At 41.3% G+C, this 17,154-nt stretch carries 14 protein-coding genes; 6 read left to right on the top strand and 8 right to left on the bottom strand.

Annotated features, from left to right (window positions below; genetic code table 11):
- Positions 1-213 precede the first annotated feature (213 nt).
- The 3 genes from NBC122_RS12460 (at position 214) to NBC122_RS12450 (ending at position 3,192) form a co-directional block, all read left to right on the top strand.
- Positions 214-1,935: a helix-turn-helix domain-containing protein gene (locus tag NBC122_RS12460; protein WP_133440692.1), complete on the top strand. Its 1,722-nt coding sequence runs from the start codon at positions 214-216 to the stop codon at positions 1,933-1,935.
- A 39-nt stretch (positions 1,936-1,974) separates the two neighbouring features.
- Positions 1,975-2,820 (top strand): RteC domain-containing protein, encoded by an 846-nt coding sequence (locus tag NBC122_RS12455; protein WP_133440691.1) that lies wholly within the window; start codon positions 1,975-1,977, stop codon positions 2,818-2,820.
- A gap of 168 nt (positions 2,821-2,988) precedes the next feature.
- Positions 2,989-3,192, top strand: coding sequence for a hypothetical protein (locus NBC122_RS12450; RefSeq protein WP_133440690.1), 204 nt, complete (start codon positions 2,989-2,991; stop codon positions 3,190-3,192).
- Positions 3,193-4,396: 1,204 nt separating this feature from the next.
- Here NBC122_RS12450 and NBC122_RS12445 read toward each other — a convergent pair.
- Positions 4,397-5,425, bottom strand: a complete 1,029-nt coding sequence (locus tag NBC122_RS12445; protein ID WP_133440689.1) for a zinc-dependent alcohol dehydrogenase family protein — start codon at positions 5,423-5,425, stop codon at positions 4,397-4,399.
- A gap of 73 nt (positions 5,426-5,498) precedes the next feature.
- Positions 5,499-6,830: an erythromycin esterase family protein gene (locus NBC122_RS12440; protein WP_133440688.1), complete on the bottom strand. Its 1,332-nt coding sequence runs from the start codon at positions 6,828-6,830 to the stop codon at positions 5,499-5,501.
- Between the two features lie 135 nt (positions 6,831-6,965).
- On the opposite strand from NBC122_RS12440, the gene NBC122_RS12435 reads away from it, so the two are divergent.
- Together NBC122_RS12435 and NBC122_RS12430 are read left to right on the top strand one after the other, a co-directional pair.
- Positions 6,966-7,643, top strand: coding sequence for a dienelactone hydrolase family protein (locus NBC122_RS12435; RefSeq protein WP_133440687.1), 678 nt, complete (start codon positions 6,966-6,968; stop codon positions 7,641-7,643).
- Positions 7,633-8,268: a phosphoribosyltransferase gene (locus tag NBC122_RS12430; RefSeq protein ID WP_133440686.1), complete on the top strand. Its 636-nt coding sequence runs from the start codon at positions 7,633-7,635 to the stop codon at positions 8,266-8,268. The genes NBC122_RS12435 and NBC122_RS12430 overlap by 11 nt, the downstream gene beginning before the upstream one ends.
- Before the next feature lie 432 nt (positions 8,269-8,700).
- Here NBC122_RS12430 and NBC122_RS12425 read toward each other — a convergent pair whose 3' ends face one another.
- The 4 genes from NBC122_RS12425 to NBC122_RS12410 all read right to left on the bottom strand — a co-directional run bounded on the left by NBC122_RS12425 (position 8,701) and on the right by NBC122_RS12410 (position 13,180).
- On the bottom strand, positions 8,701-9,132 hold the full coding sequence (locus tag NBC122_RS12425; protein WP_133440685.1) for an Hsp20/alpha crystallin family protein: 432 nt from the start codon (positions 9,130-9,132) through the stop codon (positions 8,701-8,703).
- A 423-nt stretch (positions 9,133-9,555) separates the two neighbouring features.
- Positions 9,556-10,800 carry a sensor histidine kinase gene (locus NBC122_RS12420; RefSeq protein WP_133440684.1) on the bottom strand — a complete coding sequence of 415 codons (1,245 nt, stop codon included), beginning with the start codon at positions 10,798-10,800 and terminating at the stop codon, positions 9,556-9,558.
- Between the two features lie 140 nt (positions 10,801-10,940).
- On the bottom strand, positions 10,941-11,813 hold the full coding sequence (locus tag NBC122_RS12415) for a universal stress protein (RefSeq protein WP_133440683.1): 873 nt from the start codon (positions 11,811-11,813) through the stop codon (positions 10,941-10,943).
- Positions 11,814-11,833: 20 nt separating this feature from the next.
- Complete coding sequence (locus NBC122_RS12410) at positions 11,834-13,180, bottom strand: L,D-transpeptidase family protein (protein WP_133440682.1); 1,347 nt, start codon at positions 13,178-13,180, stop codon at positions 11,834-11,836.
- Positions 13,181-13,660: 480 nt separating this feature from the next.
- On the opposite strand from NBC122_RS12410, the gene NBC122_RS12405 reads away from it, so the two are divergent.
- Entirely contained in the window at positions 13,661-14,356 is a 696-nt protein-coding gene (locus tag NBC122_RS12405) for a VIT1/CCC1 transporter family protein (RefSeq protein ID WP_133440681.1), read from the top strand.
- 386 nt (positions 14,357-14,742) lie between these two features.
- Here NBC122_RS12405 and NBC122_RS12400 read toward each other — a convergent pair whose 3' ends face one another.
- A complete protein-coding gene (locus tag NBC122_RS12400) occupies positions 14,743-15,726 on the bottom strand; it encodes a hypothetical protein (RefSeq protein ID WP_133440680.1) in 984 nt (327 codons plus the stop codon).
- Positions 15,727-16,209: 483 nt separating this feature from the next.
- Positions 16,210-16,713 carry a c-type cytochrome gene (locus NBC122_RS12395; RefSeq protein ID WP_133440679.1) on the bottom strand — a complete coding sequence of 168 codons (504 nt, stop codon included), beginning with the start codon at positions 16,711-16,713 and terminating at the stop codon, positions 16,210-16,212.
- Positions 16,714-17,154 lie beyond the last annotated feature (441 nt).

Below are 17,154 nucleotides of genomic sequence, written 5' to 3'. Positions count from 1 at the left end.
CAAAAAGCCCTTAAAAAAGGCTTTGTTGGCATGCTTTAAAAATAACGACGTCAAGATTTTTAAATTTTGACCATCCTTTTCAGTGGATAAATGGTTATTCATGGGAATTTATTTGACATGATCGTCTTGTGGTGAACTGATATGCTTGCCTTGATATTATTATCAATATAATTTGTCTAATTTTGAAGGTAATTCAGTTTCTCAAAAATTAGAATGATGAGTATTGTTAAAAAATATTCTATTGTTTTTTTTATTTTATGTACAGTCAATTGTGTACTGGCATCTGATCTGTCTGGTTACATAGAAATTAGAAAAAATTACGAGGATTTGCAGAAAAATGATCCTGCAGCGATTCCGTATGTCAATGCATATATTAAAAAAGCCAAGAAAGAATCGAACTTTCCAAAATTGGTGCAGGGATATAGAGACGCCGTTCTCTTCAATCCTTCAGAATATAAAAAGCTCATCTACTCCGACAGCATGATTGTTGCGGCATTGCAATCAAGGGATAATGACTTGATCAGTATCGCTTATTTGGGGAAAGGCATAGTTTACTATTCAAATTTTAAAAAATTTAAACCTGCGTTAGACGAATATGTCAAAGCCTTTCAATATTCGAAGAATACAAAAGATGAATACCTAAAGTATAAGGTGATTTACCATTTAGGAGTCGTAAAAAGCTACTTGGGATATTATGAAGATGCGATAGTACACTTTAAAAACTGTACTGAATTTTTCGAGAAAAAAACGAAAGACAAACTGCATCCTAACGAAATATACAATAACAGAAAAGGGTATTTTAACAGCCTGCATCAACTTACCATTTGTCATGGGAATACGCTTCAATATTCAAAAGTCGACAGTATTGTATCTCTGGCTTTATCTCAAATTCATGAAATAGAAAACTCAAAGGATTTTATGCTGGAGAAGAGTTATTTTGTCAAATCCAGAGGGATTCTAAATTTCCATCAAAATAACTACGAAGGAGCTATTGCAGATTTTACTCAAGCGCTTCCGACAATTATTAAGGCAGCAGATTTTGAGTGGAGTTCTATCATTTATTTTTATCTGGGAAGGAGTTATTTACATTACGATAAGGATCAAGCGGTGAGGAATTTTCAGAAAGTAGATTCTATTTTTAATACCCATCATTTTGTAGTTCCCAGAATCATAAGCAATTATGAATATCTGATTAACCACTATAAAAATGAAAAGGACATTAATAAACAACTGTACTATACCAAGCAACTATTGAAAGCTGATAGTTTGATTTCCATAGATTTCACCTATCTATCTTTAAAAATACATAAAGAATATGACCGACAAACTTTGTTGGATGAAAAAGAATATTTAGAGAAGAGTAATTTGAGTAGGGCTATTTTAACGATTGTGTTTTTTATGCTGGCTTTTATTTTTTTGTTCCTCTTAATTTTGGATTACCGTAAAAAACGAAATATTGAGATCAAATATAAAGCACTGCAAGATAAATTTCATTCTAAAAAAGAACCAAAAGAGCTTCAGACGGAAAGGGCCATTCTTACTACGAAGAAAATGAGTCTTACTCCCGAAATCACCAATGAATTGACTGAGAAATTAAGTTCATTTGAAAAGAATAATGAGTTCATCCAAAAAGGATTGACACAAAATACATTAGCTTCACAACTCAAAACCAACACCTACTATCTTTCCACATTTATCAATGAAAATAAAGGAATGAATTTTAACCGATATATAGCTGAACTGAGAATTAACTACATTACCGGACTCCTATATACTCAAACTAAATACCTTAATTACAAAACTGTATCTCTAGCTGAAGAATGTGGTATTGCTACCCGTCAAAGTTTTTCAGATCTGTTTTTTGAGATTAACGGAATCCGACCCACAGATTTTATCAGAAAAAGACTGGAAGAAATCGACAATAGCCCGAAATAAGTTGACTGAATTGGTTTTTGTAAATTTTCTGAAAAAATTATGATTACAAAAACATTTTTCAGCAAAATTGAAAAGTTGTCGGAAAACTTAAGCAGAGAAGTAACGGATCTTTCAGAAGAGGGTGAAAACATGATCTTCATTTCTGAAAAGGCACTGATGAAAATCGATGAGACGGTGCGTGAAATTAAAACGATGGTGTCAGACCACATTTTTGAAAGCATTGCAGATGAGGTCAGGTTTTTCAAAACTTTAAAGCCATTGTTTATTTCAAAGTTTATGTACTACTCGAAAATTCTCAGTATTGAAACTTCAAAACCGAACGCCGGTCAAAAAGAAATCCGAAAGTACTATCTGAGCGAACTTTCGAAACTGAAGCAATATTATGCTGAGAACAAAGAGTTTCATAGCTACTACCATCGAAATGCAACCTATCTGGACCATAAATATTTTGTCCGGAAATCTTATGATCTTAAGATGGAACTCTCAGCAGACTTGTATGATTTTGATGAAAATTTCACCACTTCTCATGACAGCAAGATTTCACAAATCGTTGCTAATAAGGATCTGGAAGTTTATTTGCTCAACACCATCAATACAATCGGTGAACTTTCCGTGACCAACAAGTCCAAATTTACTTTGGTTTGGTCAGCATCAAAGGTTTCATTGGTAGAATTGCTGTATGCCCTCCATCAAACACGGTGTTTTAACGCAGGAAATATTGAATTCACGGAAGTGATTAAAGCAACTGAAAAATTATTTGAACTCGATTTAGGCAATGCTTATAAAACCATTGCGGAAATAAGGAATCGTAAAAATGGAAGGACGAAATTTTTGCAATTACTGAATGATAATTTAAATCAGCTGTTTCTCGACAGTGACGAATAGGCTGTTTTTCTATAGATTTCCAAAGAATGGAGCATTTGATGCATCGTCTTTTATTTTAAAACTATTTGTCCATAGGCTTTGCAAAGGAATCGTTCGGTAGTACCGAAAAACTACCGAAAGATTTCTTTTGTATTTTCAAACCTTTGTTTCGCATTGAAAAACAAAACGATGAGACCCAGAATCACCCGCCTCTGCATCTACCCAAAAGACATCCAGCGCATCACCGGAAAAAGTGAGCGCTATAGCCGTGATCTGATCCATAAAATCAAAAAATCCCTAAACAAGCCCGCGCATCAAATATTAACAGTCGAAGAATTCTGCATCTACCTGGGGCTATCCCTCGAATCAGTTCAGGAATTCATTACCGATTAAAACTGCCCTAAAGGAGACATGAGCCTTCGAGACATTAGACTAAGAGATTTGAGATGATAGACTTTAAGTCAAAACTTTGAATAACCAATTAACTCATTGCTCAACTGAAACTTATTCGTTCTGAATACAAAAGGAGCGAATTTAATTTTTCATAAACCTTCAATTAAAAAATCGAAATTAAAATGACTAGGAGATTTTTGCGTTAAGAAAAACCTCGAAGAGGTTCGCCGATTCCATTAAAAAATAAAAAAAGAAGAGGCAAATGAAGATTTCTTCCCATCCAGTTTTCAAACGAGCATACCGCCTAAAAATCCCCTTTGTCCGAAGCGCGGCCATCATCTCGGTTTCGAAGCGGTACTTTGTTTCCGCGCGAGTCTCGTCTTAGGGACGAGATAAATTTCGGGGAAACCTAACGAAGTGGTTCGACGACCACAGGGAGTCAATTTCTTGGAAGAAATCTTCATTTTTTAGCAAAAAGATCCAGGTCTTGATTTTTTGGTTCTTTTGCATCAAGGCAAAAGAACTTAAAACCTTTAGCAGTCCACCCTCAGGCTGATCGCCAATTCCTATCCTCAAAAACTTTGTCAAAGTATCCTGATACCGCATTAAAACTTTGACAAAGTTCCAAACCCAAAACCACTTTCTTAAAAATAACCCGAACCTGAAGATCTTGAATGAACACCTATGACTTAGGAGATTTTTGCGTTAAGAAAAATGAAGATTTCTTCCCATCCAACTCTTTAAACACACATAACGCCTAAAAATCCCCTTTGTCCGAAGCGCGGCCATCATCTCGTTTCGAAGCGGTACTTTGTTTCCGCGCGAGTTCGGGGATTTTCTTGGAAGAAATCTTCATTTTTTAGCAAAAAGATCCAGTCTTGAACTTTTGGTTCTTTTGTTTCAAGACAAAAGAACTTAATAAAAGACTAAATTACTTTTGCCCACTATTGAAGAGTGATTGTTTTGATGGATTTTTGAGTTAAAGTTGGGAATAGAAAAATCAAATTCTTTGCCTCAACATTGAAGAGTGATTGTGTTGAAAAGTTTTTGAGTTGAAGTCAGGAATAAGAAAATCAAATTCATTTACCTCAACCGTAAAGGAGACATGAGACTTAGAGAGAAGGAGAAATGATAATTTATTAATCGGCAATAACAGGCTATCTAACTTTGGCACAGTTGATTAAATAAAAAAAATATTGATGTGTCACGCTATTACCAATACTTTTGCCCCAATACTTTTTTTATTTTTGAGATCTGTTAATGCGCGGTTCGCATCTTCTAACCGGTATTCTTCAATGACCGGTTTAATGGGAATTTCAGCGGCCAGCTGCAAAAACTCCCTTACGTCTTTGCGGGTGACATTGGCCACGCTTTTGATCTGCTTTTCCATCCACAGGTCTTCGTGATAATTCAGGTTAAGCAAATAGGGTCTGTCCCGGTCTTCTTTTCTGATGGCGTTAATGATCAGGCGTCCTCCGGGCTCAAGATTTTTCATTGCTTCCACTACGGGAGTCCAGGCTGGGGTGGTGTCTATGATGGCGTGAAGTTTCTCAGGAGAACGGTCCTGTGTATTTCCTGCCCATCCGGCACCCAGTTCAAGGGCAAACTTCTGTTCACCAGGGTCACGGGCAAAGACAAATACGCTGACCTCAGGATATTGATACTTTATCATTTTTAAGACCAGATGGGCAGAGGCTCCGAAGCCCGTAAGACCCAGACGCTGTCCGTTTCTGATGCCGGAAAGTACCACGGAGCGGTAACCTATCGCACCTGCGCACAAGAGGGGCGCCGCTTCGGAATCGGAAAATATTCCGGGAATGGGATAGGCGAATTTTTCAGAAACCGTCATGTACTCGGCGTAACCTCCGTTAGCATCTCTTCCGGTCGCTTTAAAATCAGCGCAAAGGTTTTCGTTCCCTGTTCTGCAGTATTCACAGATGCCACAGGCGGAAAATATCCAGGCGACACCCACCCTGTCGCCTTGATTAAAAAGCGTAACGGCGGTTCCTTTTTCGGCCACCCGGCCGACAATCTGGTGCCCGGGGATGACCGGAAATACTGTTGGGGAAGTACGGCCTTCAATTTCATCCAGTTCCGTATGGCAGACCCCACACCTTGAAACCCTGATCAGTATTTCATCATCGCGGGGAATGGGCACCGGAACATTTTCAAGCACCAATGGCTGACGGTCCGTTGTTAAATCAACCGTTTTGTAAATCAACATTGCTTTCATGGCTCTTTTTTATGAAAATGCGGTAGGTTTCATTGATGGTAACCGGGATGAGGTCGGTATCTGTTCAAGGTACTTAGACGCCAAAAGGATAGGTTTCGGGGATCTGATGCACATCTTTTGCAACGTGCAGCGGATGCAGCGCTTTTGTTTCATCCAGATAAACAAATGCATCGTAGCGGAGCGGCATCAGGCTTGGCACATAGTTTCGGTGCTCATATTCCGGGTGGTAAACCACCCCGACTGCGCGGTGCTTAATCATTTTACTGCCAAAGCGTTTTTTCATGCTGTCATTCATGAATACGATTCTGTCTTTTGCGCCGCAAAGATGAAGGAGGTATTCCCAGCTTCCCTGAGCAGCCTCGGGCAAAGGGAGGATGCGCATGTCGGCTCCCCAGTTATTTCCAGCAATCACGGTTCCTTTATAAGAGCCAAAGCCAACGGCAAATGCGTTGTTATCCCCATGCTGCTCCCGCACCAGCTGGCCTACATTCACCATTCCATCAGCAGTCATATCTGTTGCGCGTGCATCACCGATATGGGTATTGTGTTCCCAGATGATTCCTTTGGCATGGCTTCCGTGAAACTTCATCAGGCGGTTCAGGGTATCCATCATGTGGCGGTCGCGGATATTCCACGACTCAGGTCCGCCTTTTACCATCGTGCGGTAATATTTTTCTGCGTTCACAGCGATGACCGCATTTTGCCCGGCGCTGAAAACCGCTTCGTGATCGGTATTATAGTGGGAGATTCTGGTTCTTATTTCTTTCAGCAGATCAATCACTTCCCGCTCACAGGAAAAAGGCACCATCATGGTTGCCCGGGCATAGGCCTGACCTTCTTCGGCACTGTAGGGCTCAAAGCACTGAAATGCTTTTTTGGCAATTTCAAGTGCCTGAGGATCTACTTTGCCCAGGTATTTCAATATGGCTTCCATCGATTCCCAGAGACTGTACACATCTAATCCGTAAAATCCTGCTTTTTGACCGCGTGGGAGATTTTCATTGTGCTTCTTCATCCATTCCGCTAACGCTACCACTTCCCAGTTGGCCCACATCCAGGTAGGCCAGCGGTTGAACGCGTGCATCACTTCGAAAGCGCTTTTGCCCGAATCCGGATAATTCTTTACATACCGGTTGACCCGGTAGCAGTCTGGCCAGTCTCCTTCGACGGCGATGAAAGAAAATCCTTTTTCCGCAATCAGTTTTTTGCTGATTTTGCTCCGCCATGTGTAGTATTCATGGGTGCCGTGCGAAGCTTCACCCAACAGAACATACTGGGCGTCACCGATTTGATCAATCAGTTGATCCAGGTCTTCGGCAGACTGTAATTCCACCGAATTACCGGTAATGGTATGGATAAGTTCTCTGCTGATGAGATGACGGTCTTCTGATAATGAAATTTTCATGGCAGCTGTTTTTGGTCCTGCAAACGAACCGATATTTTGCGTTAAAAACAATGACCAATTTCATTTTTTTTACTGATTGAAATCATTACATGCAGGCATTCAGCAGATTATCTTTGACTCAATAAATGCAAAGCGATGAATACTTCAAATCACGAAATGATCATCCCATTCGGGAACATTTCACTGAAAGGAATTTTAACGGTTCCTCCGGGAGCGGCCGCGATCGTTATTTTCAGCCACGGGAGTGGAAGCAGCCGTTTCAGTTCGCGGAATGCTTTTGTAGCGAGAGTACTGAATAAAAGTGGAATGGCAACCCTTCTTATCGATCTGCTTACCCCCGATGAGGATCTCGTGTATGAAAACCGTTTTGACATTGATCTGCTTACCGCGCGGCTGGTAGAAGTAACGAATTTTATTCACCAACAGGAAGCCTATAAAAACTTTAAGATTGGATATTTCGGGGCAAGCACCGGTGCGGCATCTGCAATCAATGCGGCAGAAAGACTGGGAACGCTGATCAGCGCAATCGTTTCTCGCGGTGGCCGTCCTGATCTTGCTGATGCTGATTATCCGCTGGTAAAAGCGCCCACCCTCCTGATTGTAGGCAGTCTGGATGTTCCGGTCATCGAACTGAATGAAGAAGTGTACAACGATTTACGGTGCGAAAAGAAATTGGTTATTGTGGAAGGCGCGACGCATCTATTTGAAGAAGAAGGAAAACTTGAAGAAGTCGCCGAACTGGCTTCCGAATGGTTTCAAAAATGTATTCAGGAACATCATTCTTTACCCAAAAACAGTCACCATGATCTTTAATAACCGATATGACGCTGCGATGCGTCTTGTTCCCCTGCTGAAAAAATATGCGGACACCAAAGGAGTGGTCCTTGCCATTCCGCGGGGTGCGGTCCCTATGGGGTTCTACATCGCCAAAGAACTGCATCTTCCCCTGGACCTTCTGCTTACCAAAAAAATCGGGCATCCCCAAAACCCTGAACTGGCAGTGGGCTCCGTGAGTATGGAAGGACGGGTGGTGGATCCGAGGTTTAATATGGATGAAGACTTTATAGAACGGGAAACGGTGAGAATCCGGGCGACACTGAAGGACCGCTATAAAAAGTTTATGGGCAACCGCTCTTCCATTGATCTGAAAGACAAAACGGTCATTATTGTTGACGACGGGATTGCTACCGGAAACACCATGCTCTTATCGGTTGATTTGGTGAAACATCATGCCCCGGAAAAGGTGGTGGTGGCGACGCCGGTGGCTGCTCCCGAAGCGCTGAGAAAGCTCCGGAAGAAAGCAGATGAGGTGATCTGTCTCTATGCGCCGGAAGATTTCAGAGCCGTAGGGGAGTTTTACGATGATTTCTCTCAGGTAACCGATGACGAAGTTATTGATTTTCTGAACAGATTAAGCACAGAACAGAAATCTGTTTGATTTCTTATTTCTATTCAGGCAATGAGATAAAAATTCAGATTCCCGCCAAAATTTAATATTGAGCACTGCTGGCCAATGGCATCCCCTGTTAAAAAGGTCCCTTGTGAATGACGGGTTACTATCATGACAGAATAAGAATCTCCCCAGTTGATTTTTTAAAGCAGACTCAACCCTTGAATCATTTTGATATAGTAAGCCCTGCCGGAATCCTCAGAGCGGCAATTTGCCACTTCCGGCAGGGCTTTAAGTTGATCCCGTGTTATCCTGCTTCAATCCTGCGTATGTACTTTCCTCCTTTTCGCAGGACTAAAGAGTTCTTTTTCATGGTTTTACGTTCGATTTAAAAAAAAATTAGTATTCCCGTTTTAAACGCGCTGTTTTCCCGGGTAATTTCCGGGTTATTGGGCGATACCTTTAAGCGCATTTCCTTTTTTACTCGATTTTAATTTGTTTGTGATTTGTTTTACCGTTATCCACTTTAGCAATATTGATGCTCAACAGGCCGTCCTTGTAATTCGCCTTGATCTGTTCGTCCGTAACATTATCAGGCAAACGGAAACTTCGGCAGAAAGAGGAGGTGGAGAATTCCCTTCTCAGGTAATTTTTTTTCTCTTCTTTGCTTTCCTTGCTGGTTTCTGCACTGATGCTGAGAAAGCCGTTGTCCAGATCCAGTTTGAAATCTTCTTTCTTAAAACCGGGTGCAGAAACGGTGATTTCATACTTAGAGTCCTGATCAAGGATGTTGACATTGGGATAATTGTTCTTTGCCAGCATGGGTTGGTTCAAAAACCCATCGGTATTCCAGAAATCTTCCATCATGGATTCAAAAGTAGGCAGCGTGTTGATTCTTTCTAAGGTTTTCATGACAATCTATTTTTGTTGGTTAATACATCAAAGGTAAAATCCCTCCTTATGGTGTGCCATGATTGCGGTTGTTTTTTGAAATGATTCTAATCACTTTTTTTCACAAACTGCGAATGTTCGCGGGGTGAAACACCGGTGATGGGATCTGAGGGTACCGGGCGACATTGAATCTGTGCATACAGAGTCAGCAGCAATTCTCAGCAGCGACCCAGCGACAGGAAATAGTACCGGAAAAAGTGCGCGCTTTCAGGAAGTGGTGGCAGGAAACCTGTACTGATCAACGGTAATCAGGCCATGCTGCCCCGCCGCCTCAACGAAAAGGAATGCCTTCCAAACGAGCGACCACCATGCTGATTTATGCTTTTTGAAGCCCGCCAACGCAGGATGCTCTGCTCCTTATCCCGCCGGAGGACGTCATGATTCTCAATAAGTAAAGTCCGTATTTATGGATGGCGTTTGCAGCGTATCTTTGGTTTCATCCTTTGTCTTACAGAAGGATAATGTAAATTGCGTACCCTGATTCAGGGAACTGGTGAAATGAATTTCTCCATTCATCAGGTTGACATAACTATCCACGATACTTAGGCCCAATCCTGTTCCGGAAATGTTGCCGGTGTTGTGTGCCCTGAAAAAAGGCTCAAAAATCAAAGCATGATCATTTTCAGGGATGCCTATGCCATTGTCTTTAACGGTAAAAAGATACTGCTGATCAGTAATTTCTGTGGAAAATTCAATTACGGTATTTTCACCTGAATATTTCACAGCATTGGTAATCAGATTAGTCAGGCAGTGCCTTATCAGATATTGATCCAGATTTATCTGGCGTTCAGAGCCGGTATGCCGGTAAGTAATGACCTGATTGGTCTTGCTGATCAGCTGCATTTCGTCCCGGAGTTCTTCAGCAAACTTTAAAACATCAAAAAGACGGTTAACCGGAGTAGTAATGCCGATTTCAAGTTTTTCCGCCGAAAGAAACTCATTGAGAATAGCATTGAGATTGCCGATGGCATTTTTCAGCTGATGGAGGTATTTTACCACCGGCACCCGCTCTGAACGCTCGAGATATTTTTCAATGAGGGCTATAGAAAGCTGCATAGCACTTAGTGGAGTACGCAACTCATGGGAGGCCATGGATACCAGACGGCTTTTCAGGTGGCTGAGTTCTTTTTCTTTTTCAAGAGACTGGTGCAGCTCTTCTTTGGCTTGCTGAAGTTCAGTAAGCATTTGCTGCAGACTTTTAGTGCGCTCTTCTACCAGTTCTTCGAGTTCGCCGGTGTATTTTTTAAGGATCTCCTCGGTTTCTTTCTCTCTGGTGAGGTCATGAAGAAATGCGGTATAGATCATTCTGTCCAGATACTGCACTTCACTTACAGCGAGTCTTAGGGGAAATTGAGTACCGTCTTTTCTTTGTCCGATCACCTCCCGAATCTTTCCAATGGATTTTTTCTCACCTGTCTTCCGGTAGTGCTGCATATACTGATGGTGCTCGCTCCTGTCAGGTTCGGGCATCAGGATGGAAACGTTCTGACCAACCAGTTCATCATTTTGATAACCAAATATTTTTAGACCTGCCGGATTAATGCGTTCTATCATACCGCTACTGTCCACAGTGATAATCCCGTCAAGAGCTGTGGTTATAACGGCCTGCAAAAGTCTGGCGTTTTCCATGGCGGCAGTGTAAGGTACCCGAATATACGAAGTTACAAATTTAAAAACCCTTACCCTTATTTATGATGAAAAATGTTGACTGATGCGGTTGGGCCGTAATACCTGTGGGGTTTTATTACGGCCCTCAAAATGGAATCTGATCAGAACAGGAGAGGGACCCCCTGCGGAATAACCATTAATGGAAGATGCAGTTTACGGGCCTGTCTGATGCTGTGGCTGCCCTCGGTTAACCTGTCGAAAAACACTTTATGCTGGTGCCCCATCACCAGCAGATCCAGATCCTTATTTCTTAAAACATCCAGGCCACTGTCGATCCCTTTCTCTTCAATGGGCAGGTAGCTGGTTTTCCCCGGAATGTCTTGAATGAAAAGATCTTTTTTGTGCTCATACGCATCATTATCCAGTTTTTCATTAAAATCAATAACATGACTGATCAGGAGTTCGGCATCAAAATATTCCGCCAACTTGGATAAAGCCTGTGCGGTTTTTTTATCTTCCGTACTCAGGTCCGTCGCGAACGCAATTTTCCGGATAGCCTGGTAGCGGTGATGGTGGGGAATGATGAGTAGGGGATGCTGCGTTTTGTCAATCATTTTCAGACTGTTGCTTCCAAAGAGGAGCTGGTTTAGCTTTCCGCCCCCTGTCATTCCCATAACAATCAGAATAGCATCTGTTGCAATGGCGGTGGTATGAATAAAACTTACCAGATCTTCCCGTTCACAGGAATAAGAAATGGTGGGATGAAAGAGGGTAGGAGCATCTGCCGCCAGAACAGTTTCTTTTTTTTCTAATGTGTTGGCAAACTTTTTCAGGTCTTTGTTGATCTCTTCCTTGAGGTCGGGATATTCGTACAAAGACCAGGTAACCCCGCTCATTACAGGGCTTTCGGCTGGTACGGTAAACGCGTTACAGAGGTGGAGGTCTGCCTTGAGGCCTATGGCCATGTTCAGGGCATAATGAGCAGCGTTTTTGGAGGGTTCTGAAAAATCGGTCGGAACCAGAATTGTTCTCATAATAGGTGTTTTTTAAATTATCAGTTTGGGAACTTTTGTTCCAGATTTTTATCCAGACCATAAATGTCTCTGAACATCTCAGGTTTTCCCTGGTGTATTCTACAGGTGAGGTAAGAGATCATGAAGGGCACCGGTTTTTTTAAAATAAAATCTTTTCGGGTATACGTCTGCATTGCCTCTTCCAACTCTGGGATTTGGTTGGCAGCACCGTCGCCTGTAAGCAGCAGGCCTGCGAGTTGTTTTGCGTCTTCCACCCGAATGCATCCGTGGCTCAGCGCTCTGTATTCCTGATGAAATAAATTGGGCTGGGACGTATCATGCAGGTATACATGATAAGGGTTGGGAAACCGGAATACTATTGCACCCAGCGCATTGCCGGGCCCGGCAGACTGTCTTACCGTGAACTGAGATGGGTTGCTGCGCACGGCTTTCAGGGTGGTGCTGTTCCCCTTTATCGGGTGTCCTTCTTTATTGTAAAATGAATAATGATGGTTGGTTAAATACTGCCTGTTTTTTAAGATTTTGGGCAGGATTTCTTTCATCATGATGCTCTGAGGAACCACCCAGACCGGTGCGGTGGTAAAATAATGAATGGCACTTTTCAGCACAGGGCTTTTATTGGAAGGTTTTCCCACGATAACTTTGAACTCCGATATTTTTCCTGCCTGATGGAATTCTAAGGTGTAGGAAGGGATGTTCACGAGGATATAGGAGTCTTCATCAGTGTCCACCCACCGCAGGCGTTCCATATTGATGATTATTTTGGTCACCGTCTCCGGAGGAACCTCATTATCGCCGGAAAACGTTCTCCTCAAATAATTTTGAAGATCCTGATAGGCTTTTATTTTTGGCTGTGCTTCGGAAGCTGCATTTTGCAGATTCCGTTTTCTAAGGGCGCCCGCCAGGATTTCGTCGGCACGGAAGCCGTCTATATTCCGTTCATCGATCTCATCGGCTTTATAAAAAGGGTTATACTTTCCAAAATGAAGATGGTTGAGAAATGTGATAAGTTGATCTGTAATCAGAATGTCATTTCTGATCATCGCAACAGAATCCTTTGCGGTGGTAGGATGCGCCGCCTTTTTTAATTTTTCGGCAGAAAACTCCTGCGGCTGATTGGCATAAGAAGACATTCCGTACTGGGGTGCACTTGCCAGCAAAGCAACTGCGCCCTGTAAAAGATCTTTTTCCGAATCCATCCAAGCGTATTTAAACCCGTTTTGTTCATAAAAACGCTTCACTGTTTTTGGATAATGGAGGGTACGCCAATTGGCGGTGTCCGCAAGAAAGAGGTCTAACCGGATATTCTGGCCGCTGATCTGAATAACGGCGAGCAGAATAACATGGAAATACAAAATCGCTTTCATCTTGCAGTATTTATTAAGTAAATTTCCGAATTTATATGTTTTTAATTTGTGACAGGAATCATTTTATAAAATGATCTATAGCGCATCCCTGTCGCCGGAATACGAAGCACAGATTTTGAAATATTGGATTTTCGTCATCTTTTGAAACTTCCGGTCATCTGATGCCGCCTGCCTGTTTTTATTGGTATTGTCATTCCTCCGAGGCAGTTCAAGCGGTTTTGTACAGGTTTAATTTTTTGAAAACTTCTGAAGTTTGATAAAACCTCCGCCAGAGATTGAAGTCATCCGTATTTTTTCTGATTCCTAAACCGCTTCAATCGGAATGGTCAGCAGGTGGAGAGGTCCTGATGAAAAATCAGCTCGGGGTGAAAGAACTTCTCAGTGGGTGGAATATGCATTATAACCAATCAATAATGACGGAATTTGAAATTATTTCATTAAATTTAAGGTTTAAAAATCATTTTTTTAATAAAAACAGATATGCATCATCCATTTGAAAAACATTATGTAAACAGAGTGGGCTGGCTTCGTGCCTCTGTTTTAGGTGCTAATGACGGACTGCTTTCCACCACCAGTATTGTAATAGGCATAGCCGCAGCACAGCCAGACCGGAATATCATTGTACTCGCAGCTTTAGCGGGAATGATTGCAGGGGCCATGTCGATGGCGGCAGGGGAATATGTTTCTGTCAGTTCACAGGAAGATACCGAAAAAGCAGATCTGCTGCGTGAGAAAAAAGAACTGGAAGAACTTCCGGAAGTGGAACTGAGAGAGCTTGCTAAAATCTATGAAAACAGAGGGGTAAGTAAAGAAACCGCTTTGCAGGTCGCTACAGAACTCACGGAACACGACGCACTGGGAACGCATGCACATGATGAATTAGGCATTAATGAAATTACACAGGCAAAACCGTTACAGGCAGCGATGGCTTCCTTTGGGTCCTTTGCATTGGGCGCTTTATTGCCTTTTGTTGTTTCTTTTTTAGCACCTATCAAAGAAATGGTCTATTATCAATACGGTTTCTCGATTGTTTTTCTCATGATTTTAGGAGCGGTTTCTGCAAAAACGGGAGGTTCTGCTATGGGTACCGCCGTTTTAAGAATTTGCTTTTGGGGAACAGTGGCCATGGGAATTACCGCCTTGGTAGGACATCTTTTCGGAGTGAATATCAACTAGTTTGAGTCTTTCTTTAATGATGAAAAATGCAGGTAAAATGCATTAAAACAGCACTTTTTTTTCAGTAAATCTCAGGTCCTATTGATCAGTATGAAAATCAGGAAATAGCTGTGGGATCTGAAATTCAAGTACCTGTATTTCTTAAATAAACGAAGGGCCTTTCTTTTTCTTTGATCTAACGCATTTTTTAGACCCTTTCGTTTGATATTTCGTTTGGGGAAGTAATGACCGACAAAGGAGTCTTCAATTTCTTTTAACTTTTAAGATCAGCCAAATCGCTAAAACTTATGGAAGCAAGACCAAGTTTAAATGCTTTTTTATGCTTTAGTTTTTTTAGCAGCGGTATACTTTTTAATGCGTTTGACCTGTGCAAAAATCTTGACCCGTTAAAAAGGCAAATCTATATTTTCCGGTACAATAAAATCCTTCGTATAGGGATTCTCCAGAAAGCTCAGAAACGGTTTTTGAAACTGAATGATATCTCCCCTCTGAATGCCGTAAACCGACCAATAGTTGGTGAGCAGCTGTGCGAAAGTTTCCTCATCCCAAAATCCGAAAACAGGTCTGTTTTCGTTGGCAGTAACAGGAACTGCCTCTATTGTAATTCCGGTTGCGGTGTTTTCAATTTGGTATTCCGGTTTGTACTGTAAAATATAATCGGAGTAATGAAATCTCGCGAATAATTCTTCAAACTGAAGTGGATGCAAAACGTGACCTTTCATTTTTTCGAGGATCTCCTTTTGTTTTTCACCGATCACGCCATTATCCTGAAGACAGGCAATAAAACCAAATCCGTTGACGCCAAACTGGAACAGTAAATTAACCGTATCATCACGGTAACTGAAAATATCGGCGGAATATTTCAGCGGAAATACCGCAATACTCCAGGGTTTCTGACCCACAAAAGAAACCGGTTCTATGATGGACTGCATCATCAGATGGAAGTATCCAAAACGTTCGCGCAGGGCAGATGAGAGGTCGAAATTTTCTCTCAGTCTCATCCTGCGGCTGCTTTCGTAGCGCATTTCGTAATACAACATGCCGTAAACCATTCTTCCCGTCCAGAGAAAAAGCAACTGTTCATCGAGTGCGGCCATGCCTTCATATCCTTTTTCATAGGCAGCCTGGATTTTTTCTTCCAACGCCTCAAAAGCTTTTTTCACGCGGGGGGAGCAAGGCAACTGTAGATCGGCATATGTGTAGGACTTGCTTTTATCCATCATCTCAATGCGATCGGTTCCAAATTTAAAATGATCCATGAGCCACTCCGGGTAAACAGTCATTTTTTCGGTAGTTAAATCTCCGGTAAGGAAGCAAAACTGTTCATCGAAAATCAAATCCGTGAAGGGATTAAAAAGGGATAAAGACATAAAATGAGTTGATATTGAGGTTGAAAATTTTTGCAAAGATAGCCATTAACGTGGTTTTCTTCAGCCATTTTCCGTCGGATTTATTTTCCGAAAATAAAATATAGGCAGAAGCTTCACCCAAATAGAAATTCAATGAATTCTATTTTTTTAAGGATATCCGTCTTTAATCATCATTAAATTTTAAATCCCGTCGTGAAACGGGACAAGGGTTTCATGTGAAAACAGGCTGTTTTTCTCACTCATCTAAGGGCGCAAACCGAAGATTCACCCATTCCTGCAAAACGATAAAAAAACTTGATGAAATTATCAGTGCCATCTGTTTTAAAAACCCACGTTTATTTCCGATGAAAATCTCAATAGACTTTCATTAATTAATCTTAGGTTGAATTTTAAATTAGAATTTCAAAAAGTTCTGATGATCAAAAACCTCGAAAGCGTCATCAATGCTTTTCCAATCTGTTTTACAAAGTCCTGGTTTTCCGGTTACTGCATTTTCATTTCATTTTTCCTGATCGGCATGAGAATCGGAACCATTTTGCTTACGCCTTGCAGGTATTTTTCTGGATTGGGATTTCCGCGGTGACAGGTGATGCAGTAAACGGAAGTGATTTGTTTGGGCTTCGGGTCTGGAGCGTGGGGCAGAAAATATTTCGCATTGATGTCATTGGTCATCTGGAGCATTCCCCGGGCGATCTCTTTGGTTAATTTAGCATCAGAAGGAAAATCCAGTTTTTTGGGATCGGTCTTTTGTGCAGTATGACAAAATACACAATCTACGCCCAGAGAACCGTTAAAAGTTTGCATTACAAACATCAGACTGTCCTTGGTGATGTTCCCGGGCAGCACTTTTAGATTTTTCCAGTCTGTTTGTGTTTCAGTGATAGGGCGGTAAACTCTGGTAGAATTGGTTGTTATCAAAATAATAACACCGATGATTCCTAATAATCCAATAAAGGATAAAGCGGATTTTAATGGGTTTGTTTTCATGATATTTTGTGTTTTTAAAGAATATCTAAGTTATTAATTATTCTTTTAAAAGCGGTAATGAATTTCGAAAATCTGACTGGAACGTTATTTTAGATGCCAGCTAAATCCATTGAATAGGAGGAAGTTAGAATTGAAACAAGAGAGTCGTGCTACATCATTCTTTTGCTTTTCTGGTCAAGGTTTTAAAATCCAGGTAAAAATGTTTTGCTGAAATGTCATATAGTGCCCTTTAACTGCTCAGGCTTTGACTGTACCGTAAAATTAATTTTAAACGCCTCCCGAAAGTTTTAAAAAGAACCTAAAAACTAAGGTAAAAAAGCTGCTGCTTAATTTTGAAGACTGATTTTCATTAAAAAATAATTTTTACAAATATTCAGAAAATATTTGATTTTCAATCTGATGTGCACTTTTGAGCAGCACCATTTTCACTTAGAAAGAAAC

Origin of the sequence: Chryseobacterium salivictor, from assembly GCF_004359195.1 — a bacterium.
GTDB classification, from domain to species: Bacteria; Bacteroidota; Bacteroidia; order Flavobacteriales; family Weeksellaceae; genus Kaistella; species Kaistella salivictor.
This window is presented reverse-complemented; position numbering and strand designations above follow the sequence as displayed.